At 62.2% G+C, this 26,397-nt stretch carries 25 protein-coding genes; 16 read left to right on the top strand and 9 right to left on the bottom strand.

Features of this window, described 5'->3' with window-relative positions; genetic code table 11:
- Positions 1–81: 81 nt before the first annotated feature.
- From rplL to GRI38_RS14230, 6 genes are all read right to left on the bottom strand, one after another.
- The gene (gene rplL / locus GRI38_RS09400; protein WP_160682923.1) at positions 82–462 is read right to left on the bottom strand and encodes a 50S ribosomal protein L7/L12; all 381 of its coding nucleotides are present in this window, start codon (positions 460–462) and stop codon (positions 82–84) included.
- 86 nt (positions 463–548) lie between these two features.
- Positions 549–1,064: a 50S ribosomal protein L10 gene (rplJ, locus tag GRI38_RS09405; protein ID WP_160682925.1), complete on the bottom strand. Its 516-nt coding sequence runs from the start codon at positions 1,062–1,064 to the stop codon at positions 549–551.
- Positions 1,065–1,498: 434 nt separating this feature from the next.
- Positions 1,499–1,759, bottom strand: a complete 261-nt coding sequence (locus tag GRI38_RS09410; RefSeq protein ID WP_160682927.1) for a hypothetical protein — start codon at positions 1,757–1,759, stop codon at positions 1,499–1,501.
- Positions 1,760–1,880: 121 nt separating this feature from the next.
- Positions 1,881–2,111: a helix-turn-helix domain-containing protein gene (locus GRI38_RS09415; protein ID WP_160682929.1), complete on the bottom strand. Its 231-nt coding sequence runs from the start codon at positions 2,109–2,111 to the stop codon at positions 1,881–1,883.
- The gene (locus tag GRI38_RS09420; RefSeq protein ID WP_160682931.1) at positions 2,111–2,647 is read right to left on the bottom strand and encodes a DUF2975 domain-containing protein; all 537 of its coding nucleotides are present in this window, start codon (positions 2,645–2,647) and stop codon (positions 2,111–2,113) included. Before GRI38_RS09420 ends, GRI38_RS09415 begins: the two co-directional genes overlap by 1 nt.
- Positions 2,648–2,687: 40 nt before the next feature.
- Positions 2,688–2,819: a hypothetical protein gene (locus tag GRI38_RS14230; RefSeq protein ID WP_272916440.1), complete on the bottom strand. Its 132-nt coding sequence runs from the start codon at positions 2,817–2,819 to the stop codon at positions 2,688–2,690.
- A gap of 412 nt (positions 2,820–3,231) precedes the next feature.
- On the opposite strand from GRI38_RS14230, the gene rpoB reads away from it, so the two are divergent.
- The 5 genes from rpoB to GRI38_RS09445 all read left to right on the top strand — a co-directional run bounded on the left by rpoB (position 3,232) and on the right by GRI38_RS09445 (position 17,087).
- Positions 3,232–7,422, top strand: coding sequence for a DNA-directed RNA polymerase subunit beta (gene rpoB, locus GRI38_RS09425; protein WP_160682933.1), 4,191 nt, complete (start codon positions 3,232–3,234; stop codon positions 7,420–7,422).
- 215 nt (positions 7,423–7,637) lie between these two features.
- On the top strand, positions 7,638–11,954 hold the full coding sequence (gene rpoC, locus GRI38_RS09430) for a DNA-directed RNA polymerase subunit beta' (RefSeq protein WP_160682935.1): 4,317 nt from the start codon (positions 7,638–7,640) through the stop codon (positions 11,952–11,954).
- Between the two features lie 237 nt (positions 11,955–12,191).
- Positions 12,192–14,495 (top strand): putative bifunctional diguanylate cyclase/phosphodiesterase, encoded by a 2,304-nt coding sequence (locus tag GRI38_RS09435; protein ID WP_160682937.1) that lies wholly within the window; start codon positions 12,192–12,194, stop codon positions 14,493–14,495.
- 75 nt (positions 14,496–14,570) lie between these two features.
- Positions 14,571–15,923: a glutamate--tRNA ligase gene (gltX, locus tag GRI38_RS09440; protein WP_160682939.1), complete on the top strand. Its 1,353-nt coding sequence runs from the start codon at positions 14,571–14,573 to the stop codon at positions 15,921–15,923.
- A gap of 129 nt (positions 15,924–16,052) precedes the next feature.
- Positions 16,053–17,087, top strand: coding sequence for a sensor histidine kinase (locus tag GRI38_RS09445; RefSeq protein ID WP_337191272.1), 1,035 nt, complete (start codon positions 16,053–16,055; stop codon positions 17,085–17,087).
- A 13-nt stretch (positions 17,088–17,100) separates the two neighbouring features.
- Here GRI38_RS09445 and pyk read toward each other — a convergent pair whose 3' ends face one another.
- The gene (gene pyk, locus GRI38_RS09450; RefSeq protein ID WP_160682941.1) at positions 17,101–18,591 is read right to left on the bottom strand and encodes a pyruvate kinase; all 1,491 of its coding nucleotides are present in this window, start codon (positions 18,589–18,591) and stop codon (positions 17,101–17,103) included.
- Between the two features lie 57 nt (positions 18,592–18,648).
- On the opposite strand from pyk, the gene GRI38_RS09455 reads away from it, so the two are divergent.
- From GRI38_RS09455 to GRI38_RS09470, 4 genes are all read left to right on the top strand, one after another.
- The gene (locus GRI38_RS09455) at positions 18,649–18,972 is read left to right on the top strand and encodes a DUF1244 domain-containing protein (protein WP_160682943.1); all 324 of its coding nucleotides are present in this window, start codon (positions 18,649–18,651) and stop codon (positions 18,970–18,972) included.
- Positions 18,973–19,062: 90 nt separating this feature from the next.
- Positions 19,063–19,299 carry a DUF2312 domain-containing protein gene (locus GRI38_RS09460; protein WP_160682945.1) on the top strand — a complete coding sequence of 79 codons (237 nt, stop codon included), beginning with the start codon at positions 19,063–19,065 and terminating at the stop codon, positions 19,297–19,299.
- Positions 19,300–19,495: 196 nt separating this feature from the next.
- A complete protein-coding gene (locus tag GRI38_RS09465) occupies positions 19,496–20,311 on the top strand; it encodes an SDR family oxidoreductase (protein WP_160683367.1) in 816 nt (271 codons plus the stop codon).
- Positions 20,312–20,336: 25 nt separating this feature from the next.
- The gene (locus tag GRI38_RS09470; protein ID WP_160683370.1) at positions 20,337–20,654 is read left to right on the top strand and encodes a heavy metal-binding domain-containing protein; all 318 of its coding nucleotides are present in this window, start codon (positions 20,337–20,339) and stop codon (positions 20,652–20,654) included.
- A 22-nt stretch (positions 20,655–20,676) separates the two neighbouring features.
- Here the strand turns inward: GRI38_RS09470 and GRI38_RS09475 are convergent, their stop codons facing one another.
- Entirely contained in the window at positions 20,677–21,447 is a 771-nt protein-coding gene (locus tag GRI38_RS09475) for a CPBP family glutamic-type intramembrane protease (RefSeq protein ID WP_160682947.1), read from the bottom strand.
- 88 nt (positions 21,448–21,535) lie between these two features.
- Between GRI38_RS09475 and GRI38_RS09480 the strand changes: the two genes are divergently transcribed.
- The 7 genes from GRI38_RS09480 (at position 21,536) to GRI38_RS09510 (ending at position 25,626) form a co-directional block, all read left to right on the top strand.
- Positions 21,536–22,282: a YebC/PmpR family DNA-binding transcriptional regulator gene (locus tag GRI38_RS09480; protein WP_160682949.1), complete on the top strand. Its 747-nt coding sequence runs from the start codon at positions 21,536–21,538 to the stop codon at positions 22,280–22,282.
- Positions 22,282–22,632, top strand: a complete 351-nt coding sequence (locus GRI38_RS09485; protein WP_160683373.1) for a DUF3147 family protein — start codon at positions 22,282–22,284, stop codon at positions 22,630–22,632. The genes GRI38_RS09480 and GRI38_RS09485 overlap by 1 nt, the downstream gene beginning before the upstream one ends.
- 12 nt (positions 22,633–22,644) lie before the next feature.
- Complete coding sequence (ruvC, locus tag GRI38_RS09490) at positions 22,645–23,115, top strand: crossover junction endodeoxyribonuclease RuvC (protein ID WP_160682951.1); 471 nt, start codon at positions 22,645–22,647, stop codon at positions 23,113–23,115.
- Positions 23,116–23,130: 15 nt separating this feature from the next.
- Entirely contained in the window at positions 23,131–23,520 is a 390-nt protein-coding gene (locus GRI38_RS09495) for a hypothetical protein (RefSeq protein ID WP_160682953.1), read from the top strand.
- A 183-nt stretch (positions 23,521–23,703) separates the two neighbouring features.
- Entirely contained in the window at positions 23,704–24,054 is a 351-nt protein-coding gene (locus tag GRI38_RS09500) for an ArsC family reductase (RefSeq protein WP_337191273.1), read from the top strand.
- Positions 24,055–24,067: 13 nt separating this feature from the next.
- Complete coding sequence (locus tag GRI38_RS09505; protein ID WP_160683379.1) at positions 24,068–25,117, top strand: glycerophosphodiester phosphodiesterase family protein; 1,050 nt, start codon at positions 24,068–24,070, stop codon at positions 25,115–25,117.
- A 14-nt stretch (positions 25,118–25,131) separates the two neighbouring features.
- Positions 25,132–25,626 (top strand): nucleoside deaminase, encoded by a 495-nt coding sequence (locus tag GRI38_RS09510; protein ID WP_160682955.1) that lies wholly within the window; start codon positions 25,132–25,134, stop codon positions 25,624–25,626.
- Here the strand turns inward: GRI38_RS09510 and ubiG are convergent.
- Positions 25,623–26,375 carry a bifunctional 2-polyprenyl-6-hydroxyphenol methylase/3-demethylubiquinol 3-O-methyltransferase UbiG gene (gene ubiG, locus GRI38_RS09515; RefSeq protein WP_160682957.1) on the bottom strand — a complete coding sequence of 251 codons (753 nt, stop codon included), beginning with the start codon at positions 26,373–26,375 and terminating at the stop codon, positions 25,623–25,625. The two genes, GRI38_RS09510 and ubiG, sit on opposite strands and share 4 nt — an antisense overlap.
- Positions 26,376–26,397: the final 22 nt, after the last annotated feature.

Consider the following 26,397-nt stretch of genomic DNA (forward strand, 5'->3'; position numbering starts at 1 on the left):
CGGCGCCGCACGGCACCGCCCTTCCTTGTCTCGAAATCGAGCAAGTGCTGTTCCCCGCGACTTCGCGAGGACGAGCACCTCTTACTTCAGTTCGACGGTACCGCCGGCTGCTTCGATCTTGCTCTTGATTTCTTCGGCTTCCGCCTTGTTCACGCCTTCCTTCAGCGCCTTGGGAGCGCCTTCGACAAGCGCCTTGGCTTCGCCGAGGCCGAGGCCCGTGATGCCGCGGACTTCCTTGATCACCTGGATCTTCTTGCCGCCGTCGCCGGTCAGGATGACGTCGAATTCGTCCTTTTCTTCGGCTGCGGGGGCATCGCCACCAGCAGCGGCGCCGCCACCGGCAACTGCGACTGCAGCGGCAGCGGAAACGCCCCACTCTTCCTCGAGCGCCTTGGCGAGTTCGGCAGCTTCCAGAACGGTCAGCTTGCTCAGTTCTTCAACAAGTTTGGCGATATCGGCCATGATGTTTTACTCCAATAGATAGACGTGGCCGGGCGGGGCGTCGTGCCCGTCGATCCCGGTTGTATGCGTTAAATCGTCGAACAGTCTTACGCTGCTTCCTTGGCGCCATAGGCACCGAAGACGCGAGCGAGCTTGCTTGCAGGCTCGTTGACGACACGGGCGATTTTCGTCGCCGGTGCGTTGACGAGGCCGACAAGGGTGCCGCGCAGCTCGTCGAGGCTCGGCATGGAGGCAAGCGCCTTCACCCCGGCTTCGTCGAGCATCTGCCCGCCCATCGATCCACCCACGATTTCTAGTTTGTCGGTGGTTTTCGCGAAATCCACGGCGGCCTTGGCAGCGGCGACCGGATCGGTCGACGTCGCAAGGGCAGTCGGGCCGGTCAGCAATTCGCCGAGGCCTTCGTAGTCCGTGTCTTTCAGGGCAAGCTTGGCAAGACGGTTTTTCGAAACCTTGTACGATGCTCCCGCTTCACGCATTTTCGTGCGCAGTTCGGTGGACTGAGCCACCGAAAGGCCGAGATTGCGGGTGACAACCACCACGCCGCTCTCTGCGAAAGTTGCGTTCAGGGCAGCGACCGCATCGGCTTTTTGCGAACGATCCATGCCTTACTCCTTACATTGTGGTCCCCTTCGGCGCGAAGCCTCGGAAAGACCGGCTCACAGTTACCCGCCGCCGCAGGGGCGCCGGGCAGTAGTCCGTTGACAAGGGAAGGAGGGTGCGCCGTCATTCCATCGGAAGTGGCGCCGGATTGTTGCGACCGTCAGGCCGGACAACCCGTAAATCTCTGATCCCCGCCTAGGCTGGAAATTAAGAAGACCGATATGTCTTCGCCAACTGTCTCGGACGGATGACCGGTCGCCGTGCATGGCATCCGGTCGCGGCAGGCCACTAGAGCGGTGGGAGGGGAAGTCAAGCAGGAACTGTGTTGAGCGGTGAGCGAACGACCAATCTAAGGCGCGATGGCGGGGGTAAAGAAATAGGCCCGCCCCGAGGGGCAGGCCTTCACTTGCTGCATCAATGCGCAACAGGCAGGAAATTATTCCGCCGGAGCCATTTCGTCGGTCGTAGCGTCGGCTTCCATTGCCGGGTCGACAGCCGTTTCGTCGGTCATGGTTTCGTCGGTCATCGCCGGATCGGTTGCCATCGTGTCGTCGGTCGCCATCGGATCGACTGCCGGAGCTTCCATCGGTTCGGTCAGCGCGGGATCGGTCGCGGCGGTTTCGTCGGTCGCCGTTTCGCCGCAAGCTGCGAGGGCGAAGAAGACGGGAAGAGCTGCAACCAAAGCAATCTTTTTCATGATCTGTATTCCTGTAGCGCCATGATTGGCGTGGTCTTAAAATAGCCACATTCTTGCCGAGGAAAAGACATATTTGCGTGTCGTCGCCTTTTTTCCCGTTGTCCGGCAGATGTCTCGATCCTCAGCCGTCGGAGCGATAGCTCAGCAGATCGCCCGGCTGACAGTCGAGTTCCCGGCAGATCGCCTCCAGCGTCGAGAAGCGGATCGCCTTGGCCTTCCCGGTTTTGAGGATCGACAGGTTGGCTAAAGTCAGCCCGACCCGGTCGGCCAGTTCGGTCAGCGTCATGCGTCGTTCGTAGAGAAGGTCGTCGAGCCGCACCATGATTCTGGTTCCTTCGTTGTCTGCGCCCATCACACCATTCCTTCGAGATCTTCGCGCATTTCAGTTCCCTTGCGGAACACGCGGGCGAGTATGAATAAGGTGATGACGAGGACGATGCCGCTCAAGTCGAGGCCCGCTTCGAAAGACGCGTCGGTCTCCTCGAAGGCAACCTGCAGCGAATAGACGAGCCAGACCAGCGGGATTGTCAGAATTTGGATTGCGAGCATGATCCACGCCATCGATGTCAACCGGTCGGCATTTTCGGGGACGAACGGATCGCCGTCGCCCACCGTGTCCACGATCCTTCGCATGTAGCGAAGGAAGAAGAACGCGCAGACGATGATCGTGAGCGTGACCGCCATCAACCCCAGCACTTGTGCCAACGGGAAGATGAAGTCCGGGTTTGCCAGTTCCGACCTCGCTTCGACCGTTATCTTGTCCTGCCCGAAGAACAGGATCGGCATGCCGATGACCAGCGCGACGCCTGCGATGCCTATGAATGCCTGCGCGATGACGATGACGAGCCTGGCGATGGCAAGAAGCGGATCTCTGGGTGTGACGGACATGGTCTCTCTCCCTGTATCTGAAATGGTCACGCCTTAATGATCAGGCGAGAAGCGGCGCGCCCGCTACAACCATGCTGCTGGTGCCCGGGATCACGACGATGGCGTTCATGGTGACGAGGGTCAGGATGACGGCGGCGAAACCGGCAGTGAGCTTGTTTGCGAAATTGGACATTATCGATCTCCTTGATGTTCAATATCGATAATCAATATGTCGAGTCGCCTTTATTGTCAATCGATAATATCGAAAAACGATAATGTGATGCGTGATAATCGATAAGCGGGAGTTTTTCGGGCTTTTTGCGTTCACCTGCTGTTTGACATGGCGGGGCGGGTTTCCTACATGAGCGCCAACCGCATGTTTCGAGCAGGTCCGGTCCAAGCGCGGGGATCGGTCAATGGATGGAAGCAGCGGCATTCTCTATCGCGACGCAAACAAGCTGCACCAGCGGGCCGACCGGCTCGCCCGGATTGCAGCCTTTCGTGTGTCGCAGCGAATGTATCTCCCGGCGAATCGGTAGTAGAATTCATGCTGACCCGGACGCCGAGAGCGTCGGGGCAGCCAGACAAAGAGGCGAATTTCCTCCATGGCGACCAAAGCTAAGGCTCCAGCACGCAACGTTTCAGGTACGGCGAAGCGACGTATTCGCAAGATTTTCGGCGACATTCACGAAGTCGTCCGCATGCCGAACCTCATCGAGGTTCAGCGCGAAAGCTACGAGCAGTTCCTGCGCTCCGATCCGTCCATCGATTACGTCTCGGGCCTCGAAAAGACGCTGCGCAGTGTCTTCCCGATCCGCGATTTCGCCGGAACCGCCGAACTCGATTTTGTCCATTACGAACTCGAAGCGCCGAAATACGACACGACCGAATGCCGCCAGCGCGGTATCACCTATGCCGCTCCGATGAAGGTCACGCTGCGCCTCATCGTGTTCGAGGTCGACCAGGAAACCGAAACCCGTTCCGTTCTCGATATCAAGGAGCAGGACGTTTACATGGGCGACATGCCGCTCATGACGGATAACGGCACCTTCATTATCAACGGAACCGAGCGCGTCATCGTCTCGCAGATGCACCGTTCGCCTGGCGTGCTGTTCGACCATGACCGCGGCAAGACCCATTCCTCGGGCAAGCTGCTGTTCGCAGCGCGCGTCATCCCCTATCGCGGTTCGTGGCTGGACTTCGAGTTCGACGCGAAGGACATCGTCAATGTCCGCATCGACCGCAAGCGCAAGCAGCCGGTCACTTCCCTGCTCTATGCGCTCGGCCTCGACAGCGAGGAGATCCTCCACCACTTCTACGACACCGTTACGTGGGAACGTGCCGGCGGCAAGGGTGGTGATGCCGGCGGCTGGAAGCTGCCGTTCAACTCCGAAGCATGGCGCGGCGTGAAGCCTGCCTTCCCGCTGGTCGATGCAAAGACCGGCGAAGAGGTCTTTCCCGCCAATCAGAAGATTTCGCCGCGCGCCGCCAACAAGGCCGCGAAGGATGGTCTCGAAACGCTGCTCATCCCGACCGAGGAAGTGTTCGCCCGTTATGCCGCGCGCGACATGATCGACGAGAAGACGGGCCGCATCTACATCGAGGCGGGCGAGGAAGTGACGCCCGACCACCTCGAGGCGCTCGACAATGCCGGCGTCGACAAGCTCGAACTCCTCGATATCGACGAGATCAACACCGGTCCGTGGATCCGTAACACGCTCGCCGCCGACAAGGCCGAGAACCGGGAGGAAGGCCTCGAGGCGATCTACAAGGTGATGCGTCCGGGCGAGCCGCCGACCAAGGAAACCGCCGAAGCCTTGTTCGAAGGACTGTTCTTCGACAGCGAGCGCTACGACCTTTCCGCCGTTGGCCGCGTCAAGCTGAACATGCGCCTCGATCTCGATGCGGAGGACACGGTCACCACGTTGCGCAAGGAAGACATCCTTGCGGTCGTCAAGGAACTCGTGCGTCTGAAGGACGGCAAGGGCGAAGTCGACGACATCGACAATCTCGGCAACCGCCGGGTCCGTTCGGTCGGCGAATTGCTGGAAAACCAGTACCGCATCGGCCTTCTGCGCATGGAACGCGCGGTCAAGGAGCGCATGTCGAGCGTCGACGTCTCGACCGTCATGCCGAACGACCTCATCAACGCGAAACCCGCGGTTGCCGCCGTGCGCGAGTTCTTCGGATCCAGCCAGCTTTCGCAGTTCATGGACCAGACGAACCCGCTTTCCGAAGTCACGCACAAGCGGCGTGTCTCGGCACTCGGCCCGGGCGGTCTCACCCGTGAGCGCGCCGGCTTCGAAGTGCGCGACGTTCACCCGACCCATTATGGCCGGATTTGCCCGATCGAGACACCGGAAGGCCCGAACATCGGCCTCATCAACTCGCTCGCCTCGTTCAGCAGCGTGAACAAGTACGGCTTCATCGAGACGCCCTACCGCCTCATCAAGGATGGCAAGGTATCCCAGGAAGTCGTTTACCTGTCCGCGATGGAGGAACAAAAGCACACCGTCGCGCAGGCTTCGGCCGCGCTCAACGACGATGGCAGCTTCGTCGAGGAACTCGTCTCGGCGCGTCAGAACGGCGACTACTTCATGGCACCGCGCGAGCAGATCACGCTGATGGACGTATCGCCCAAGCAGCTCGTATCGGTCGCCGCCTCGCTCATCCCGTTCCTGGAGAACGATGACGCTAACCGCGCCCTCATGGGCTCGAACATGCAACGTCAGGCCGTGCCGCTCGTCAAGGCCGAGGCGCCGTTCGTCGGCACCGGCATGGAGGAGACCGTGGCCCGCGATTCAGGCGCAGCGATTACCGCCAATCGCGGCGGGATCGTCGACCAGGTTGACGCCACCCGGATCGTCATCCGCGCACAGGGCGATGTCGAGGCCGGTCAGTCGGGCGTCGATATTTATACGCTGCAGAAGTTCCAGCGCTCGAACCAGAACACCTGCATCAACCAGCGCCCGCTGGTGAAGGTCGGTGACGTGGTCGAAGAGGGAGACGTCATTGCCGATGGTCCCTCGACCGATCTCGGCGAACTGGCGCTCGGCAAGAACAGCCTCGTCGCGTTCATGCCGTGGAACGGATACAACTACGAAGACTCGATCCTCATTTCCGAACGCATCGTGAAGGACGATGTCTTCACCTCGATCCATATCGACGAATTCGAGGTCATGGCCCGCGATACGAAGCTGGGTCCGGAAGACATTACGCGCGACATCCCCAATGTTGGCGAGGAAACACTTCGCAATCTCGACGAGGCGGGCATCGTCTATATCGGTGCCGAAGTGCATCCGGGCGACATCCTCGTCGGCAAGATCACGCCGAAGGGCGAAAGCCCGATGACGCCGGAAGAAAAGCTGCTGCGCGCGATCTTCGGCGAGAAGGCGTCCGACGTGCGCGATACCTCGCTTCGCCTGCCGCCCGGCGTGTCGGGAACGGTGGTCGAGGTCCGCGTCTTCAACCGTCACGGCATCGAGATCGACGACCGGACTCGTGCCATCCAGAACGAGGAAATCGAACGCCTCCGCAAGGACAGCCAGGACGAGCGCGCCATCCTCAACCGGGCGACTTACAACCGGCTCAAGGACATGCTGGTCGGCCAGACGGCTTCGGCTGCTCCGTCCGGCGTGAAGAAGGGGACGGAGATTACCGAGGACGTGCTTGAAGGCGTGGACCGCCACGAGTGGTTCAAGTTCGCCGTTGCCGACGACAATCGCCAGGCTCAGATCGAGGCGGTGAAGTCGCAATATGACGAGAGCGTCAAGGCGATCGACGAGAAGTTCGAGGACCGGAAGGAAAAGCTGGAGCGCGGCGACGAACTGGCTCCGGGCGTCCTGAAGATGGTCAAGGTCTTCGTCGCGGTGAAGCGCAAGCTGCAGCCGGGCGACAAGATGGCCGGACGGCACGGCAACAAGGGTGTCATTTCGCGCATCCTGCCGGCCGAGGACATGCCGTTCCTCGAGGACGGAACGCCGGTCGACATCGTGCTCAACCCGCTGGGCGTTCCCAGCCGCATGAATGTCGGACAGATCTTCGAGACCCACCTTGGGATGGCCGCGCGCGGTCTCGGCCAGCAGGTCACGCAGGCGCTCGAGGAATGGCGCAGCGCCAATCCCGATCCCGAAGCGGCAAGCCCGCCCGACGCGGTGAAGGAGCGGTTGAAGGACGTCTATGGCGAGGACTATCACGACGATATCGAGAGCCGCTCGGCCGAAGAGATCGTCGAACTTGCAGGCAACCTCGCGCATGGTGTCCCGATGGGTACGCCGGTGTTCGACGGTGCGCGCGAGGGCGACGTTACGACGATGCTCGAACAGGCCGGCTTGCCGGGCTCGGGTCAGGTAACGCTCTATGACGGACGTACGGGCGATGCGTTCGACCGCAAGGTGACGGTGGGCTATATCTACATGCTCAAGCTGCATCACCTCGTGGACGACAAGATCCACGCCCGCTCGATCGGCCCCTACAGCCTCGTCACCCAGCAGCCGCTGGGCGGTAAGGCGCAGTTCGGTGGCCAGCGTTTCGGCGAGATGGAGGTCTGGGCATTGCAGGCCTACGGTGCTGCCTACACGTTGCAGGAAATCCTCACCGTGAAGTCCGACGACGTCGTCGGCCGGACCAAGGTTTATGAAGCGATCGTCAAGGGCGACGACACCTTCGAGGCCGGTATTCCGGAAAGCTTCAACGTGCTGGTGAAGGAAATGCGCAGCCTAGGCCTCAACGTCGAACTCAAGAACCTCGCCGATGAGGATGAGGACGACGACGGCCTGCAGATCGCGGCGGAGTAATCGATGCGAGATAGGCCGGTAGCAGCGAACACTGTAATGGGCGTAGCCATGCTGATCATGGGTGCTTCGGCGCTAAGCTGGCCGGACGCGGGCATTTATAGGATTGTAATGGGAACATTACTTCTAGCTGGCTCTGCCACCTTCTTTGCGAAGGCCTATCGCGCTCACCAGACCGCCGATTGATTGATTTTCTCCCATCTCAAGGGAATTGACGAATGAACGAACTGACCAAATTCACCAACCAGCTCGCAAAGCCGGAAACCTTCGACCAGATCCAGATCGGCATCGCTTCCCCCGAGCGCATCCGTTCCTGGTCCTTCGGCGAGATCAAGAAGCCGGAAACGATCAACTACCGCACGTTCAAGCCCGAGCGTGACGGCCTGTTCTGTGCGCGCATCTTCGGTCCGGTGAAGGACTACGAGTGCCTGTGCGGCAAGTACAAGCGCATGAAGTACAAGGGCGTCGTCTGCGAAAAGTGCGGCGTCGAAGTCACCGTGACCAAGGTCCGCCGCGAGCGCATGGGCCACATCGAACTGGCTGCACCGGTCGCGCATATCTGGTTCCTGAAGTCGCTGCCGAGCCGCATCGGCCTGCTGCTCGACATGCAGCTAAAGCAGCTGGAGCGCGTGCTCTACTTCGAAAGCTACATCGTGACCGAGCCCGGCCTGACCGCGCTCGAAAAGAACCAGCTGCTGACGGAAGACGAACTTCTCGAAGCGCAGGACGAGTATGGCGAAGACGCCTTCTCTGCCGATATCGGTGCGTCCGCGGTCAAGACCATGCTGATGGATCTGGACCTCGAACAGGAGAAGGAAGACCTCCTCGAGGAACTGGCGACGACCAAGTCGGCGCTCAAGCCCAAGAAGATTATCAAGCGTCTGAAGGTCGTCGAGAGCTTCATCGAATCGGGCAACCGTCCCGAATGGATGATCCTCGAAGTCGTGCCGGTCATTCCGCCCGAACTGCGCCCGCTCGTCCCGCTGGATGGTGGCCGGTTCGCGACGTCGGACCTTAACGATCTCTATCGCCGGGTCATCAACCGGAACAACCGTCTGAAGCGCCTCATCGAACTGCGCGCGCCCGACATCATCGTCCGCAACGAGAAGCGGATGTTGCAGGAATCGGTCGATGCACTGTTCGACAACGGCCGTCGTGGCCGCGTCATCACCGGCGCCAGCAAGCGTCCGCTGAAGTCGCTGTCCGACATGCTCAAGGGCAAGCAGGGCCGCTTCCGCCAGAACCTGCTCGGCAAGCGCGTCGACTATTCGGGCCGTTCGGTCATCGTGACCGGACCCGAACTCAAGCTGCATCAGTGCGGCTTGCCGAAGAAAATGGCTTTGGAGCTGTTCAAGCCGTTCATCTACGCGCGGCTCGATGCGAAGGGTCTTTCCATGACCCTCAAGCAGGCGAAGAAGTGGGTCGAGAAGGAGCGCAAGGAAGTCTGGGACATCCTCGACGAGGTGATCCGCGAGCACCCGGTTCTCCTGAACCGTGCGCCGACGCTTCACCGTCTCGGCATCCAGGCGTTCGAACCCGTCCTCATCGAAGGCAAGGCTATTCAGCTGCACCCGCTCGTCTGCTCGGCCTTCAATGCCGACTTCGACGGTGACCAGATGGCCGTGCACGTTCCGCTGTCGCTCGAAGCGCAGCTGGAAGCGCGCGTTCTGATGATGTCCACGAACAACATCCTCTCGCCCGCCAACGGCAAGCCGATCATCGTGCCGTCGCAGGACATGGTCCTTGGCCTGTACTACCTCTCGATGGAGCGGCAGGAAAAGACCCCCGAATTCGTCGAGAACGACAAGGGCGAGAAGGTAGAGAAACTGCCGATCTTCGCGGATATGGCCGAAGTTCACCAAGCCCTCGAAACGAAGGCGGTGTCGCTGCACTCCAAGATCCTCGCCCGCGTCCCGCAGGCCGACGAGAATGGCGACATTACCATGAAGCGGTTCGTCACGACGCCGGGCCGGATGCTGATTGGCGAGTGCCTGCCCAAGAACCACAAGGTGCCGTTCAACATCGTCAACCGTCTGCTGACGAAGAAGGACATCGGCGACGTGATCGACGAGGTCTATCGCCACACGGGTCAGAAGGACACGGTGCTGTTCGCCGATGCCATCATGGTGCTCGGCTTCCGTAACGCGTTCAAGGCCGGCATCTCCTTCGGTAAGGACGACATGATCATTCCGGATTCCAAGGACGGCATGGTCGAGGACACGAAGAAGCTGGTCGCCGACTACGAGCAGCAGTATCAGGACGGCCTCATCACGCAGCAGGAAAAGTACAACAAGGTGATCGACGCCTGGAGCCGTTGCGGCGACCAGGTGGCCGATGCCATGATGGACCGGATCAAGGCGCAGCCCGTCGACAAGGACGGCAAGGAAGCCGAGATCAACTCGATCTACATGATGAGCCACTCCGGTGCGCGTGGTAGCCCCGCGCAGATGAAGCAGCTCGCCGGTATGCGCGGCCTGATGGCCAAGCCGTCTGGCGAGATCATCGAGACGCCGATCATCTCGAACTTCAAGGAAGGTCTGACCGTCCTCGAATACTTCAACTCCACCCACGGCGCCCGCAAGGGTCTCGCGGACACGGCGTTGAAGACGGCGAACTCGGGCTATCTTACCCGGCGTCTCGTCGACGTTTCGCAGGACTGCGTCATCGTCGAGGAAGACTGCAAGACCGACAACGCGCTGGAAATGCGTGCGATCGTTCAGGGCGGCAGCGTGATCGCTTCGCTGGGCGAGCGTATCCTGGGCCGGACGCTGGCTGAGGATATCGTCAATGCGGCGACCGACGAAGTCATCGTGAAGGCGGGCACGCTCGTCGACGAACCGATGGTCAAGGAAATCGAGGAAGCCGAGGTGCAGGTCGCCAAGATTCGCTCTCCGCTCGTTTGCGAGGCCGATCAGGGCGTCTGCGGCAAGTGCTATGGCCGTGACCTTGCCCGCGGTACGCCGGTAAATATCGGCGAAGCCGTCGGCGTCATCGCGGCGCAGTCGATCGGCGAGCCGGGCACGCAGCTGACCATGCGGACCTTCCACATCGGCGGTGCGGCGCAGCTCAACGAAACGAGCCATCTCGAAGCGGTGTCGGACGGCAAGGTCGTCTATCGCGACATGCCGACCATCACCGACAAGAAGGGCCGGATCCTGTCACTCGCACGTAACGGCGAACTCGCCGTGATCGATGCCGAGGGACGGGAGCGCGAAATCCACAAGGTGCCTTACGGAACCGTCCTGATGCACAAGGATGGTGCCAAGGTGAAGGAAGGCGATCGCCTTGCCGAGTGGGACCCGTTCTCCCTGCCCATCATCACCGAGACGGCGGGTGTCGTGAAGTATCAGGACCTCGTCGAGGGCAAGACGCTGGAAGAGCGGGTGGATGAAGCCACCGGCATCGCCCAGCGTGTCGTCACCGAGAACCGTGCGACGGGCCGGGCAAAGAAGGACGATCTGCGTCCGCGCATGACCCTGCTCGGCGAAGGGCAGAGCGACAGCGACGAAACCGAGGCGCAACGTTACATGCTCGCTCCGGGTACGACCCTGTCGGTCGATGACGGCCAGTCGGTCGAAGCGGGCGACATCCTCGCCCGTGCCAGCCGCGAAGCTGCCAAGACGCGCGACATCACCGGTGGTCTGCCGCGGGTTGCCGAACTGTTCGAGGCGCGCAAGCCGAAGGACAACGCGATCATCGCCAAGATTTCGGGCAAGATCGAATTCGTCCGCGAATACAAGGCGAAGCGCAAGATCGCCATCGTTCCGGAAGAGGGCGATCGCGTCGAATACCTGATCCCGAAGACGAAGATCATCGACGTTCAGGAAGGCGACTTCGTCAAGAAGGGCGACACGCTGATTTCTGGTTCGCCCGATCCGCACGACATTCTGGAAGTGCTCGGCATCGAGCCGCTTGCCGAATATCTCGTCAACGAGATCCAGGAAGTCTATCGCTTGCAGGGCGTGAAGATCAACGACAAGCACATCGAGGTGATCGTTCGCCAGATGCTGCAGAAGGTCGAGATCACCGATGGCGGCGATACGACGCTGCTGCCGGGTGAGCAGGTCGATCTGGAAGAGATGCAGACCGTCAACGCAAAGCTCGGCAAGGGCAAGAAGCCGGCGGAAGGCACGCCGATCCTGCTCGGCATCACGAAGGCTTCGCTACAGACGCGCAGCTTCATCTCTGCCGCTTCCTTCCAGGAAACCACGCGCGTGCTGACGCAGGCCGCGGTCGAAGGGAAGAAGGACACGCTGATTGGTCTCAAGGAGAACGTGATCGTGGGCCGTCTCATCCCCGCCGGAACGGGCGCGGGCATGAACCGGATGCGGGTCACAGCCTCCAGCCGCGACGCTGCCCTGCGCGCACAGTGGAAGAAGCAGCAGGAAAAGCTGGCTGCCGCACAGGAAGAAAAGGCCGAGGCTGCAGCAGCTGCTGACGTCGAAGAGCCGGCGGATGCCGTTCCGGACGAGGATGCAATGCGCGCTGCAATGGCGGGCAACGCTCCGGCCGAAACGACGGACGACGCCGAATAAGGCGACAACGGGACGGCAGGTAACTGCCTGCTCATCGTCCAAGCGAACAGACCCCGCCGAGGCACGATGCCCCGGCGGGGTTTTTCGTATGTTGTACTGTTGCATGGCCGTTTCAGGCGCGAAGAAGGAGCGGACTTCGGTCTTTGCCAGCGCCCCCGTTAGAGATTATTAACGATAGAAGTTTAGGGATCGGCAACCCGCGAAAGACTGGGATGGGCCGTGGCGAACAGGGGTACGATGAGCTTGGCGATGTCGACGACCGAGACGATCGAGGCGGAGCTTCTGCGCCGTCGGGTCCGCTCGCTCATCGCATCCGCCCCGTTCGGCCTCCTCGTGTCGCTGGTATCGGTCTTGGTGCTGGCGATCACGCTGCGCCATTCGACCAGCCCCGTAATCCTCTGGTCGTGGGCGACGGGAGCAGTGCTGTTCGTTCTTTACCGGGCATGGCAAATTACAGCTATCGAGCCGGAGACCGCCGAACTCACTTATCTTTCTCGCACATGGCGGCGCTCGGTTCGCACGATGTATGCCAGCAGCGTCGGCTGGGCCTTGAGCCTTCCCTATGCGGCGATCGTGGCGGAAGGGCTCGAACTGCCGCTCGTCGCAGCGGTCGGAACCGGCGTCTTCATCTCGGCCTTGCTGATGTATCGCGCCATTCCGCGAGCGGCGAAGCTGCATATCGTCCTGCTCTGCGCTTCGTTCATCGTGACCGCATGGTTTCTCGCCGGACCCTCGTCGCTCGTCTTCAACCTGCTGATCCTCGTTTACGGGTTCACCCTGTTGAGGACGTTCAACCTTCAGGAAAAGAATTTCGTCTCCAGCATCGTGCACGCGGTCGAACGTCGGGAAAGCGAGTCGACGGTGCGGATGCTGCTCAACGATTACGAGGCCCATTCGTCCGACTGGCTATGGACGACGTCGAGCGATGGCCTGTTGCGCAACGTATCGGCGCGCTTTGGTGAAGCGGCCGGACGCGACCTTGGCGAGCTCGAGGGATTGCCGATCGTGTCCTTGTTCGAGGAAGGCAGCGAACGCGACCGGCTGGCCTATGCGATCGACCATGGCGAGCCGATCCGCGATCACGTCGTTGCGTTGAACGCGCATGGCGCACGGCGTTACTGGAAACTGTCTGCGCGCCCGCGCGAGGATGGGCGGATCAGCGGGGTTGCTTGCGACGTCACGCATACCAAGCTGGCGGAAGATCGCGTCAGGAACATGGCGCATTATGACGGGCTGACGAACCTCGCCAATCGCTATCTCTTCAACGAACGGTTGCGGAATGCACTTGACTTGCCGACCGCGGCCCGCAGTCAGGTCGCCTTGTTCTATGTCGATCTCGACGACTTCAAGAGCGTCAATGACACGCAGGGCCACCTGATCGGGGACCAGTTGCTGTGCGAGGTCGGACGTCGCCTCGAGGCAGAGGTACGCGGCAGCGATCTCGTCGCCAGGCTGGGCGGGGACGAGTTTGCCATCCTCTTGGAAGCAGGGGCAGGGACGGCGGCCCTGATCGAACGTGCGCACCGGTTTCTCACCGTCTTGCGCGAACCCTATGTCATCGGCGAGCACGTTTTCCGCGTATCCGCCAGTATCGGCGTCGCGCGGGGCACCGGTCCGGACGACGAGGCGCTCGAATTGCTGCGCCGCGCGGACCTTGCGCTTTACGCGGCGAAGGCCAAGGGGCGCGACAGCTTCGCCCTGTTCGAACCGACGCTCGACACGGCGGCGCGGCAGCGACGCGAGACCGAATTGCAGCTGCGCGAGGCGATGGAGCGCGGCCAGCTCCTGCTGCATTACCAGCCCATCCTCGCGCTCGGCACCGACACGATCACCGGTTACGAAGCACTTGTCCGCTGGCAGCATCCCGAACGCGGCCTGCTTTATCCCAGTGAGTTCGTCGCCATTGCCGAAGCAAGCGGACTCATCGTTCCGCTTGGCGAATGGATCATTCACCAGGCGCTCGTCGAATCGGCAAGCTGGCCCGAGCATCTGCGGATCGGCATCAACCTCTCCCCGACACAGGTCGGCAGCCCCCGCCTCGTCAAGACGATCGCCGAATCTTTGGCAATCAGCGGGATTGCGCCCGGACGCGTGGATTTCGAGATTACCGAGCATGTCGTCCTCGAAGGGAGCGAGGCCAATCGCTCGACGCTCTACAAGCTGCGCGAACTTGGTGCCTCGATTTCCCTCGACGATTTCGGCACGGGCTATTCCTCGCTCAACTATCTGCGCAACTTCCCCTTCGACCGGATAAAGATCGACCGCGATTTCGTAACGGGCATCGTATCGAGCCGCGAGAGCCAGGCTATCGTGAAGACGATCTGCCGCTTGGCGGATGCGCTCGGAATGGCGACCGTCGCAGAAGGGGTGGAAGAGGCCGAACAGCTCGAAATGCTGCGGCGGATCGGGTGCAGCGAGGCGCAGGGCTACCTCATCGGCAAGCCTGCGAGCGAGCCGCTTGCTGCTGCGCAAAGCCGACCCGACGCATCCGGGCACACGAATCACTCCGCCCCGACGAGCGAGCGCGCTTCCCCGCTTTAGGCTCGATCCTCAAGCGAGCGTGCGACCGCGTTTCCGCCTCGCCAAATCGGCTTCGCTTCGCTACCGGCTGCGGCCATGTCCGCAAATCCCGCCCCCAGCACGCCGACGACGCGTTTCGCGCCTTCACCGACCGGTCGCCTTCACGTCGGCAACATCCGCACCGCCCTGCACAACTTCCTCGCCGCACGGCAGGCCGGCGGGCGGTTCCTCCTGCGGATCGACGATACGGATGCGGAACGCAGCCGCGAGGAATATGTCGAGGCCATTCGCGAAGACCTGGCATGGCTGGGCATGACCCCCGATGGCGAGGAGCGGCAGTCCGAACGGCTCGAACTCTACGAAAGGGCGTTCGAACGGCTGGTCGAGGATGGCAGGGTCTATCGCGCCTATGAAACGGCGCAGGAACTCGAACTGAAGCGCAAAATTCTGCTGGGGCGTGGCAAACCGCCGATCTACGACCGGGCGGCGCTTGCACTGACGGACGCAGAGCGAAGCGAGAAGGAAGCTCAAGGGATCGTGCCGCACTGGCGGTTCAAGCTCGATCACGAGAGCCCGATTATCTGGGACGACGCCGTGCGCGGTCCGCAAAAATTCGACGCGGCGCAAATGTCCGACCCCGTCATCCGCCGCGCCGACAACTCCTGGCTTTACATGCTGCCGAGCGCGATCGACGACATCGACATGGCAATCACCCAGGTCCTGCGCGGGGAGGACCACGTGTCCAATACCGCGGTCCAGATACAGATGTTCGAAGCACTCGGCGCCAGCCCGCCGGCCTTCGCGCACACCGCGCTGCTGGTCGGCCGGGAGGGCAAGCTGTCGAAGCGGCTTGGTTCGCTCGGCTGCGATGCGTTTCGCGAACAGGACTATGAGCCGATGGCGATCAACGCGCTGCTGGCGCGGCTCGGCACGTCGAAGCCGGTCGAGCCGATCGCGAGCATGGCGGAGTTGATCGAGACCTTCGACCTTTCGAGTTTCGGCCGCGCCCCCGCCAAATTCGACGAAGCGGAACTGGCGCGCATCAACGCCCAGATCGTTCACCAGCTTCCTTTCGAAGCAGTCAGCGGTTTCGTGCCAGAGGGATTCACGCCCGAAGCATGGCATGCCATCCGGCCGAACCTCGAAAAGAAAAGCGAGGTCGTCGAGTGGTGGCAGACCGTGACGGGCCCGATAACGCAGCCGGAATTCTCCGCCGAGGACAGGTCCTATCTGGCGGAAGCTGCGAGCCTGCTGGAATGGGACGAGAACCCATGGCAAAAATTGACGGGCGCGCTGAAGGACAGGACCGGGCGCAAGGGGCGCGCCTTGTTCCTGCCGCTGCGCCAGGCGCTGACGGGGCGCGATCATGGACCGGACATGGGCGAATTGCTGCTTCTCATCGGCGAGGAGGAGGCGCGCGCGCGTCTCGAGGCGGCAAGCAAGGCGTAACCTCGACCAAACGACCGACCGGTCTCGCCGGAACGTCGCATGATCCTGCAGACGCACTAATTCATTCGTCTTTTCGAATATTTGGGCGTAATTACGGCGATGATGAAGAGGGGAAGGACATCCGCGATTGTGAAGCGGTTGCCGCATTTCGATGTGGCCGGCCATTTCGCGGAAGGGCCGGCGCGCGTAGGCGTTCAGATCGGCTTCGGTTCGTTGTGCGCGATCGCGATGATCGCGATTCGCAGCGCGCTCGACGTCATCGTCCCGACCGCCGGTCCGTTCGCACTCGTCTATCCCACGGTCCTGCTCGCGACGCTTTACGGCAGGTGGCTGGCGGGCATCGTCGCCTATTTCATCTGCTTCTTCTGGGCATGGTTCTACGTCCTGCCGGCGGTCGGCTCGTTCCATTTCGAGGTGCCAACCGATCCGGCGCGCGTCGCGATCAACGCCTTCGCCGCCCTCATCGTCCTGCTGTTTGCCGAGACGTTCCGCCATGCGGGCGCCGAATATGCGGAGGAGCGCGACGCGGAAATTGCCCGGCGGCAGCTGCTTCTCGAAGAACTCGACCATCGCACGAAGAACAATTTCGCCCTGTCGGTCAGCCTCCTCGAAACGCAGCGGCGCCGGGTCGAGAGCGAGGAAGCGTCCGACGCCCTGACCCAGGCAATCGGGCGGCTTCATTCCTTTGCCAGCGCCTATTCCAATCTTAACGAGAACCAGGGCGAGGGCGCTTCGGTCGAGATGCGTCCTTATCTCGAAGACGTGGTGAACCGCTTCCGCGAAGCAGCGCTTGACGAAAACGTGGCCGTCGAAACGCATGTCGATGTCGATGAACTGCCGCGCGCCACCGCGGTCGCGATCGGTCTGTTCACAAACGAGGCACTGACCAACTGCGCCAAATACGCATTCGCCGAAGGAGAGCGCGGCACGATCCACGTTTCGCTGAAGGAAAGCGGCGACTCATGGCTGTTGCAGATCGCGGATAACGGCACACGGAAACCAGCCGCCGCGTCCGAAGCCTTACCGTCATCAGGGCTCGGAACCCGCCTGTTCCAGGCATTCGCCAATCAGGCGGACGCCGAATACCGCATCGATCTGGAGGGTCCCGGCTGCACGGTCTCGTTGATCGGCAACTCGGACGAAGACGAAATTTCGCCGTCGTAATTCAAAAGACGCGTCAGCCTTCGTAGCGGTCGAGTTCGTCGCCGCTCAGCGTCACCACGTGGAGGAGATTGGTTGCGCCCGGCGTGCCGAACGGAACGCCGGCCAAGGCGATCAGCTTCGATCCGCCATGTCCGAAACGGTGACGCAACGCCATGCGCTTGCCCTTGGCGATCATCTCTTCGAAACTGCCGATATCCTTCGTGGCGACGGGGTGGGCGCCCCATAGCAAGGCGACGCGCCGCGCCGTGCGTTTCGAGGGCGTCAGCACCAGCATCGGAACCGAGGGCCGCTCGCGCGCCACCCGCCGCGCAGTCGAGCCGGAACCGGTGAACACCGTGATCGCGCTGATGGCAACCGTATCGGAAATCGTCATGCAGGAATGGGCGAGCGCGTCGGCGGTCGTCTTGTCGGGCGGCGTATCGAGCAGGCGCACCCGCTCCAGATAGGCATCGTCGCGTTCGACCTGCGCCGCGATCCGGTCCATGATCGTCACGGCCTCCTCGGGCCATTCGCCTGCCGCCGTTTCCGCCGACAGCATCACGCAGTCGGCTCCGTCATAGACTGCGTTCGCGACGTCAGAGACTTCGGCGCGCGTCGGGGCAGGGCTTTCGATCATGCTTTCGAGCATCTGTGTGGCGACGATGACCGGCTTGCCGGCATTGCGGGTCGCGCCGACGATCTTCTTCTGCAGCGGTGGCACTTCTTCCGGATTGAGTTCGACGCCGAGGTCCCCGCGGGCGACCATAATACCGTCCGACAGTTCGATGATCTCGTCGAGCCGTCGCACGGCCATCGGCTTCTCGATCTTCGCGCATAGAGCGCCATATCCGCCCATCAGCTTGCGCGCTTCGGCAAGGTCTTCGGGGCGCTGGACGAAACTGAGGCCGATCCAGTCGGCATCGTTCTGCACCGCGAAGGCGAGGTCGCGGCGATCCTTCTCGGTTAGCGCGGGAATGGGAACTTCGGCGTCGGGGACGTTCACGCCCTTGCGATCGGAGATGACGCCGCCGACTTCCGCCGAACAGAGGATCTCGTCATCGTCGGCCTTGATGACCTTCAAGCGGATCTTGCCGTCGTTGATAAGAAGGCGCTGCCCCTTTTCGAGAAGGCCGAACAGTTCGGGATGCGGCAATTGCACGCGCGTCTCGTCGCCCGGTTCGTCGCGCCGGTCGAGCGTGAAATGGCCCGAATGGCGAATGACCGCCTTGCCGTCCTTGAACGTACCGACGCGCAATTTCGGACCTTGCAGGTCGCACAGGATCGCGATGGGGTGGCCGACCTTCTTCTCGAGCGCGCGGATATTCGCGATTGTTTCGGCATGGGTGGCGTGGTCGCCATGGCTCATATTCACGCGGAAAGCGTCGACGCCCGCCTTGAACAGCCGCTCCAGCATGGCCGGCGAACGGCTTGCCGGACCCACCGTTGCGAGTATCTTGATCTTGCGGCTGCGCGGGCCGTAGGCCGCGTTCTCGTCATATTCGAGAGAAGTTTCGCTGTTGTCCATCGGCGCGACCCTATGGCACAGCCGCCTCGCAACACAAGAATTAAGCAGGATGAACCCATGACCGAGCAACCGAACACGCAAGCTGCAACCGATCCGCTCGACGAACTCGACGATGCAGTCGCCGCCGCCGCTTTCCGCCGCCTGGTGCGACATTTGCGGCATCGCCACGATGCGCAGAACATCGACCTCATGGGATTGTCGGGCTTCTGCCGCAATTGCCTGGCCGACTGGATCAGGGATGCAGGCTATGAAGGCGACAAGGCCGGGGCGCGGGAACTCATCCACGGGATGGGGCAGGACGAATGGAAGGCGACCCGGCAGAAACCGGCCACGCAGGAGCAGCTCGACCGGATGGAAGCGAGCGTCGCGAAAAACGCTTGAGGATAATTGTGCTGTCCGGTTCACGCGAACTGTCGGGCTGGCTATCGAGGCGCCAACCGATTCTCGAAATTTGACCGGAGTTACCCCATCATGGCCGAAGCCACCGACGACCGCCTGCGCCTTCTGATCGAGCGGATCGAGCGCCTCGAAGAAGAGAAGAAGGGCATCGCCGACGACATTCGCGACGTCTATGCCGAAGCGAAGGCGGTCGGATACGATCCCAAGATCATGCGGCAGGTCGTGCGTCTCAGGAAGATGAAGCCCGACGATCGCAGCGAGATGGAAACCATCCTCGATACCTACAAGGCGGCGCTCGGCCTCGGCTGAACCTTTCCTCGTATCACGGAAAGCAATGAGGCGAGCGGGCGTCGTGACGCGTCCGTTCGCGGAACGCGTGGCGTCCGGCTTTCGTTGATCGGGTGAACCCCGAACACGAAGGAACCAGCCCATGAGCCACGAGAACGACACGCTCGACAAGCACGAAAATGCCGATTTCATCGAACCGATTTCCGAAGAACCGCGGATGCCGGGTCATGAAAGCGAGATGGAGAACAAGCCCGACTGGGAGCCGCGCTATCCCGGCTCCGGCCGAATGAAGGACAAGGTGGCGATCGTCACCGGCGCCGACAGCGGCATCGGGCGCGCAACCGCCGTCCTGTTCGCGCGCGAAGGTGCGAAGATCGCGATCTCCTATCTCTGCGAACATGACGATGCCGCGAAGACCAAGGAACTGTGCGAAGCGGAAGGCGCCGAAGCCTTCACGCTCGCCGGCGATCTCGGCAAGAAGGAAGAGGCCGACAAGCTCGTCTCGCAAACGATCGAGAACTTTGGCAAGCTCGATGCGCTCATCCAGATCGCAGGAGAGCAGCACCCCGATTACGAAGTCGAGGACATCACCGCCGAGCAGTTGCAGCGCACGTTCCAGTCGAACATCTTCTCGATGTTCTATATGGTGCAGGCCGCGCGTCCGCATCTGAAGAAGGGTGCGACCATCGTGAATTGCACCAGCGTGACGATGTACAAGGGTGCGCCGATCCTGCTCGATTACAGTTCGACCAAGGGCGCTATCACCGCCTTCACTCGCTCGCTGTCCGGCAATCTCGTCGATGACGGTATCCGGGTGAATGCGGTCGCGCCGGGACCGATCTGGACGCCGCTCAACCCCTTTGGCGGGCAGCCGGAAGAGAAGATGGACAGCTTCGGCGAAAGCACGCCGATGGGCCGGCCGGGACAGCCGAACGAAGTGGCGCCAGCCTTCCTGTTCTTGGCCAGCGAAGACTCATCCTATATGTCGGGACAGGTCTTGCATCCCAACGGAGGAATGATCGTCAATGGCTAGTCCCTGGAGCAACGAGAAGGGCGGGATGATCGTCTCGACGACGACCACGCTCGAAGGCCGCCCGGTGAAGAAATATCTGGGCGTCGTGACGGGAGAGGTCATCGTCGGGGCGAACCTCTTCCGCGACATCTTCGCATCGATCACCGACCTCGTCGGCGGCCGATCGGGCAAATACGAGGAAGTCCTGTCGCGGGCGCGTCAGGAAGCAATCTCGGAAATGAAGCAGGAGGCGCTGTCGCTCGGCGGCAATGCGGTGATCGGCGTCGATATCGACTACGAGGTCCTGGGCCAGAACGGCTCGATGCTGATGGTAAGCGTGTCCGGCACCGCCGTCGTCACCTGACGCGGCAACACCTCCGCGAAATTTAGCCGCCCGCCAGTTCCCCGGCCAGCATTGCGACAGAAAGCGCGGTCGCGTTGTGCAGCGCGTGGATGAGCATGCTCGCCCACAATCCGTAATGCACCCGGACATAGCCGAAGATCGCGCCGCCGATGAACTGGGGTATGACGAAGGGTAGCAGATAGGCGAGCGATCCCTCGTCGTAATTGACGAGGTGGACGAGCGCAAAGGCAAGCGTCGCCAGCCAGAAGAAGACCGGGAACAGCTTCGCGAACCAGCCTACGGGTTCGCGCTTTCCGACGCGAAAGCCGATGAAACCGGCCGCTCCGATCGTCAGCACGAGCAAGGCGAACCCCCATAGGGCGGCGCCCGAGATGCTGGCTTCGGACAGGGAGGTTACGGCGACGAGGCCGAGGCCCAGTACGCCAAGGGCGATCCAGTGTCCGATCCGCCCAGACAGCCAACTGCGAAACAGCAACTCCTCGGAAACCGGCGCGAACACCACGATCAGCGCGATCGTCTGCGCGTTCCATTCGAGTTTGCCCAAGGCGCTTTCCGGAAGGTCCAGCCCGAAGGCTACGACCAGCATCGCAAGCGCGATCAGCGCGCTCATCAGCAGGACGTCGAGCACCCACATCCGGCCGATCGCCACGAGACTGGGCCAGCCGATGCTCGCCGCCCCCGCAGGCAGGCGCGGACGTTTCACGAAAGAGCCGAAATGCCGCCATTCCCCGACCGTCGTGTCGGCCACGACATGGCGTGGATCGGGATGAAGGCTGGAAACGTCGCTTTTCATGAGTGCTGAGGGTTGAGGAAACCGCATTCAAGGCGCTATGCGATGGCCCCAGTTAAATCCAACCTAATTTTCCGGTAGCGAAACGACCATGGCAGGCCATTCCAAATTCAAGAACATCATGCACCGCAAGGGTGCGCAGGACAAGAAGCGATCGAACCTCTTTTCCAAACTTTCCCGCGAGATCACCGTCGCGGCCAAGATGGGCACGCCCGACCCCGAGATGAATCCGCGCCTGCGACTGGCGGTCAACAACGCCAAGGCGCAATCCATGCCCAAGGACAACATCCAGCGGGCGATCGACAAGGCGAGCGGCGGCGATGACGAGAATTACGAGGAAGTGCGCTACGAAGGCTACGGACCCGGCGGCAGCGCGATCATCGTCGAGGCGCTGACCGACAATCGCAATCGCACCGCGACCGCCGTCCGCACGGCATTCTCGAAGAACGGCGGCAATCTCGGCACCGAAGGCAGCGTCGCCCACGGGTTCGAGCGACTGGGCTTCATCCTCTATCCCGCCGAAGCGGGCAGCGAGAACAAGGTTCTCGAAGCTGCGATGGAAGCGGGCGCGGAGGACATCACCTCTACCGAGGACGGCCACGAAATCTGGACCGCAGCAGAAGACCTGCACCAGGTCGCGAGCGATCTGGAAAAGGCGCTGGGCGAGGCGGAGACGGTGAAGCTCGCATGGAAGCCCAACCTCACCGTCGACATGGACGAGAAAAACGCCGCGACGCTTCTGAAACTGATCGACGCGCTCGACGACGATGACGACGTGCAGACCGTATGGGGCAATTACGACATTTCCGACGAAGTGATGGAGAAGGTCGAGGGGTGATGTGGAGCCTTCTCGGCAAGGCGTTGCTGGCCGGGGCGATGATCGCGGCCATTGCCGAGATCGGCAAGCGTCTTCCGGCGATGGCGGCACTTATCGCGAGCCTTCCGCTCGTATCCATCCTCGGCATGATATTCCTCTGGCAAGCGCGTCCCGATGCGGAAAACATGGCGCGCCATAGCGAGGCGACGTTCTGGTTCGTCCTGCCCAGCCTGCCGATGTTCCTCCTCATCCCCGTCATGCTGCGCGCCGGTCTGCCTTTCTGGCTGTCTCTCGGAATCGGCTGCGCGGTGACGGTCGGTCTCTACCTCGCGATGGTCCAGTTCGGACCACGCCTCGGCGTCCGGTTCTAGGGGGCGGGGCGCATGACAATCATCCTCGGCCTCGACCCGTCACTAAGCTGCACCGGCTGGGGCGTCATCCGGAGCGACGGCAGCAGGCTGACGCATATCGCGAACGGCCAGATCGCGACCCGATCCGACGAGCCGATGCCCATGCGTCTCGCCGCGTTGCAGACGGGGCTGCGCGAAGTCATTCGGACCCATCGTCCCGACCGGGCGGCGGCGGAAGAAGTCTTCGTCAACAAGAACCCGCAATCCACCCTGAAACTGGCACAGGCGCGCGGAGCGGTGCTCGCGACGTGCGGCATGGCTTCGCTGGAGGTGCGCGAGCACGCGGCCCGCGCGGTGAAAAAGGCGGTCGTCGGTTCAGGCGGAGCGGAGAAGAGCCAGATACAGGCCATGGTGAAAGTGTTTTTGCCGGGCGTCACGCTGGCCGGAGCAGACGCAGCGGATGCACTCGCGGTCGCCATCGCAGATGCCCATACGGGCCGCTGACGAAAGGCGCGAGAATTGATCTACATCGTTCAGAACATCGTGCCCATCGGTATCGCCATGCTCGTCGGACTGGCGATCGGGCTGGCATGGCTCAAGCTGTCGGGACGGAAGGTGCCGTCTGCCGGCGGTATTGCGGTCGCGGCAGTCGCCGAGTTCTGGCTCGCCGCCATTCTGGCGGGCGCGCTCATCCTCGCCCCGGCACAGGCAGGACCCTGGCAGATGGCGCTCGGCAGCGCTCTCATTGTCTGGGTCGGCTTCGTGCTGCCGGCTTTCGTCGTCACCTTGCGCGCGACGCAAACGTCCTATCGCACGATCTCCTCCGTGGTGGGGCACTGGCTCATCGTCATGCTGGCACAGGCCGCCGCGATGCAGGCTATCGGCCTGACGGCACCGCCGGGAGCGTGAAGCGTGCTATCCTACCTGCCTGCGAGACGCTATTCGCCTCGTCATGAAACCGTCGCCCGATCCCTGCATAAGCCGCCATTCAGCGGGCGTTGTCCGACTTGTGCGCATTGCGGAGTTTTCATCGTCAGGACCGTGTTCCATGTGTTCCAAGCGTGCTTCACCTGAGACGAACGGAGTGTATTCGTGATCGATATCTACGGCATCCCGAACTGCGACACGGTTCGGAAAGCGCGCAAATGGCTCGATAAGAACGACGTCGAGCACACGTTTCACGACTTCAAGAAAGCGGGCATCGATCGGGCCTCGCTCGAACGCTGGGCCGATCGGGTCGGCTGGGAGATCCTGCTGAACCGGCGCGGCACGACCTGGCGAAAGCTCTCCGACGAGGAAAAAGGCGATGTCGATCGGGACAAGGCCATCGACCTGATGCAGGAACATCCGAGCCTCATCAAACGGCCCGTCGTCGAAAAGCAGAAGGGCGACCGGGTTCTTGTCGGCTTCACCGAGAGCGAATGGGAGAACGCGCTTGCGTAAGGGTCTTGCGGCAATGGCGCTCGCGGCCGTCGCGGCGTTCTCTTCCGCACCGGTCGCAGCGCAGGGAGAGGGAGAGCGAATGCTGATCATCGCGCATCGCGGGGCCAGTGGAGAACGACCCGAACATACGCTAGCCTCGTACGAACGGGCGATCGATCAGGGCGCCGACTATGTCGAGCCCGACCTTGTCGCGACCAGCGACGGCGTTCTGGTCGCCCGGCACGAGAACGACATCTCCGATACGACGGACGTGTCGACGCGCCCCGAATTCGAGGACCGCAGACGAACCAAGGAGATCGACGGTCAGCTCGTCACCGGATGGTTCGTGGAGGACTTCACGCTCGCTGAACTGCGGAGCCTGCGCGCGAAGGAGCGCCTGCCGCTGATCCGCGCGGCCAATGCACGCTTCGACGGCCTCTATCAGGTGCCCACCTTTGCCGAGATCGTTGCGCTGGTGCGCGCCAAGGAAGCGGAAACCGGACGGCGGATCGGGATCTACCCCGAACTGAAGCATCCCGGCTTCCTCTTGCAGGAGGCGGGGATCGACACGGTCGATCTGCTGGTGCTGGCACTTCAGGAGGCGGGCTACACGTCGGCCAGCGATCCCATCTTCGTGCAATGCTTCGAGATCGGACCGCTTAAGCGGCTCGACCGCCTGACCGATGTGCCGCTCGTCCAACTTGTCCACTTCATCGGCGGCCCGGCGGACGAGCCTGCGCTGACCTATGCCGACATGGCGACACCGACGGGCTTTGCTGCCATCGCGGACTATGCCGATGCGATCGGGATCGACCTGCGCTACATCATGCGCGAGGACGGGATCGACGGCGCCGTGATCGAGGACGCGAAGGCGACCGGCCTCGCGGTTCACGGCTGGACGCTGCGCAAGGAGAACGTGTTCCTCCCGCCACCCTTCAAGAGCGGCGGCGGCGAAGCGGCGACGGGCGACTTCGAAGCGATCTGGAACGCCTTGGCGGCCACCGGCATGGACGGCGTCTTCACCGACGATCCCCGGCTCGCGGCGGCCGTGCAGCGCGGCTCGCAACCTGCCGGCGGCAACTGAGCAGAGGTTCGCTGATGCCTTCGAGCGACGAGGACTGGATGCGACTTGCGCGGGAGCACGCGATCGCAAGCAAGGGGACCGATCCGGCGAATACGCCGATCGCGGCGATCGTCGTGCTCGATGGCAAGGAAGTGGCGCGCGGAGTGAACCGGACCGCGGAAGACTGCGACGCGACTGCTCATGCCGAAATCGTCGCCTTGCGGGCGGCGGGAGCGGCTTCCGGGGCCATACGGGTCGAGGGCGCGACCCTCTATTCGACCTTGCAGCCCTGCGGAATGTGCACCTTCGCGAGCATCTGGGCCGGGGTCAGCCGCATCGTTTACGGGGCGGGACGCGATAACGTCCACGAGATGTATTTCGAAGATCGTCACCTCTCGACGCTCGATTACATCACCGATGCCTATAAGGACGATCTGGAACTGGCGGGCGGCATGCTGGCAGAGGAATGCGCGGGCCTCTATTTCCGGCCGTGGGACGATGTACCGGAAGAGGAGCAGGCGAACGACTAGGTGGAAGGTGGCGCGGTGCGCCGCGCAGTCACGATGTAGTTGAGGCTTGTATCATCGGACAGGTGCAGCCCCTTGAAGGGAGAGAAAGCGATCCCTCTCGGTTCGCTCATCTTGAGGCCTTCGGCACCCAGCAGGTCGGCAAGTTCTTCAGGAGTGACGAAATCGCTCCAATGGTGAGTGCCCCGCGGTATGGCGCCGACGGCCTCTGCCGCTCCGACCAGCAGCAGGCGGGATTGCGCGGTGCGATTGGGGGTGGAAAGGACGAGCAGCCCGTCCTCGGCAAGATGGCGGACGAGTTGCGCGACGAAGGCCGGCTTGTCGGCGACGTGCTCGATCACTTCCATCGCAGTGACGAGGTCGAAGGTGCCGATGTCCTGTTCGGCAAGTTCGCCCGCCATGTAGCGGATGTCGAGCTTCGCGCCTTCGGCATGGGCGGCGGCGGCGGCGGTGTTTTCCGGCGCTGCATCGATCCCGGTGACTTCGGCGCCCATGCGCGCCAGCGGCTCGCACAGGAGGCCGGCTCCGCAGCCGACATCGAGCGAAAGTTTCCCGGCGAGCGGGCGGCGGCCCTCGATACTCGTTCCCCAATGAAGGTCGATGGCCTCGCGCAGGAAGGCAAGGCGGACGGGGTTGAGGCGGTGCAACATGGCGGAGGAACCGGCGGGGTCCCACCATTCCGCTGCCAGAGCGCCGAAATGTGCGGCCTCGTCTTCACGAATGGTAAGTTTTGCTTTTCTTGCATCGGCCATGCCTCGCCCTTAACACCGCGTC

Source organism: Parapontixanthobacter aurantiacus (assembly GCF_009827635.1).
GTDB lineage: Bacteria > Pseudomonadota > Alphaproteobacteria > Sphingomonadales > Sphingomonadaceae > Parapontixanthobacter > Parapontixanthobacter aurantiacus.

What these genes read in the sequence shown, in the direction of transcription:
- rplL (WP_160682923.1), bottom strand. Translation starts at nt 462, where the DNA reads ATGGCCGATATCGCCAAACTTGTTGAAGAACTGAGCAAGCTGACCGTT.
- rplJ (WP_160682925.1), bottom strand. Translation starts at nt 1,064, where the DNA reads ATGGATCGTTCGCAAAAAGCCGATGCGGTCGCTGCCCTGAACGCAACT.
- GRI38_RS09410 (WP_160682927.1), bottom strand. Translation starts at nt 1,759, where the DNA reads ATGAAAAAGATTGCTTTGGTTGCAGCTCTTCCCGTCTTCTTCGCCCTC.
- GRI38_RS09415 (WP_160682929.1), bottom strand. Translation starts at nt 2,111, where the DNA reads ATGGGCGCAGACAACGAAGGAACCAGAATCATGGTGCGGCTCGACGAC.
- GRI38_RS09420 (WP_160682931.1), bottom strand. Translation starts at nt 2,647, where the DNA reads ATGTCCGTCACACCCAGAGATCCGCTTCTTGCCATCGCCAGGCTCGTC.
- GRI38_RS14230 (WP_272916440.1), bottom strand. Translation starts at nt 2,819, where the DNA reads ATGTCCAATTTCGCAAACAAGCTCACTGCCGGTTTCGCCGCCGTCATC.
- rpoB (WP_160682933.1), top strand. Translation starts at nt 3,232, where the DNA reads ATGGCGACCAAAGCTAAGGCTCCAGCACGCAACGTTTCAGGTACGGCG.
- rpoC (WP_160682935.1), top strand. Translation starts at nt 7,638, where the DNA reads ATGAACGAACTGACCAAATTCACCAACCAGCTCGCAAAGCCGGAAACC.
- GRI38_RS09435 (WP_160682937.1), top strand. Translation starts at nt 12,192, where the DNA reads ATGAGCTTGGCGATGTCGACGACCGAGACGATCGAGGCGGAGCTTCTG.
- gltX (WP_160682939.1), top strand. Translation starts at nt 14,571, where the DNA reads ATGTCCGCAAATCCCGCCCCCAGCACGCCGACGACGCGTTTCGCGCCT.
- pyk (WP_160682941.1), bottom strand. Translation starts at nt 18,591, where the DNA reads ATGGACAACAGCGAAACTTCTCTCGAATATGACGAGAACGCGGCCTAC.
- GRI38_RS09455 (WP_160682943.1), top strand. Translation starts at nt 18,649, where the DNA reads ATGACCGAGCAACCGAACACGCAAGCTGCAACCGATCCGCTCGACGAA.
- GRI38_RS09460 (WP_160682945.1), top strand. Translation starts at nt 19,063, where the DNA reads ATGGCCGAAGCCACCGACGACCGCCTGCGCCTTCTGATCGAGCGGATC.
- GRI38_RS09465 (WP_160683367.1), top strand. Translation starts at nt 19,496, where the DNA reads ATGCCGGGTCATGAAAGCGAGATGGAGAACAAGCCCGACTGGGAGCCG.
- GRI38_RS09470 (WP_160683370.1), top strand. Translation starts at nt 20,337, where the DNA reads ATGATCGTCTCGACGACGACCACGCTCGAAGGCCGCCCGGTGAAGAAA.
- GRI38_RS09475 (WP_160682947.1), bottom strand. Translation starts at nt 21,447, where the DNA reads ATGAAAAGCGACGTTTCCAGCCTTCATCCCGATCCACGCCATGTCGTG.
- GRI38_RS09480 (WP_160682949.1), top strand. Translation starts at nt 21,536, where the DNA reads ATGGCAGGCCATTCCAAATTCAAGAACATCATGCACCGCAAGGGTGCG.
- GRI38_RS09485 (WP_160683373.1), top strand. Translation starts at nt 22,282, where the DNA reads ATGTGGAGCCTTCTCGGCAAGGCGTTGCTGGCCGGGGCGATGATCGCG.
- ruvC (WP_160682951.1), top strand. Translation starts at nt 22,645, where the DNA reads ATGACAATCATCCTCGGCCTCGACCCGTCACTAAGCTGCACCGGCTGG.
- GRI38_RS09505 (WP_160683379.1), top strand. Translation starts at nt 24,068, where the DNA reads ATGGCGCTCGCGGCCGTCGCGGCGTTCTCTTCCGCACCGGTCGCAGCG.
- GRI38_RS09510 (WP_160682955.1), top strand. Translation starts at nt 25,132, where the DNA reads ATGCCTTCGAGCGACGAGGACTGGATGCGACTTGCGCGGGAGCACGCG.
- ubiG (WP_160682957.1), bottom strand. Translation starts at nt 26,375, where the DNA reads ATGGCCGATGCAAGAAAAGCAAAACTTACCATTCGTGAAGACGAGGCC.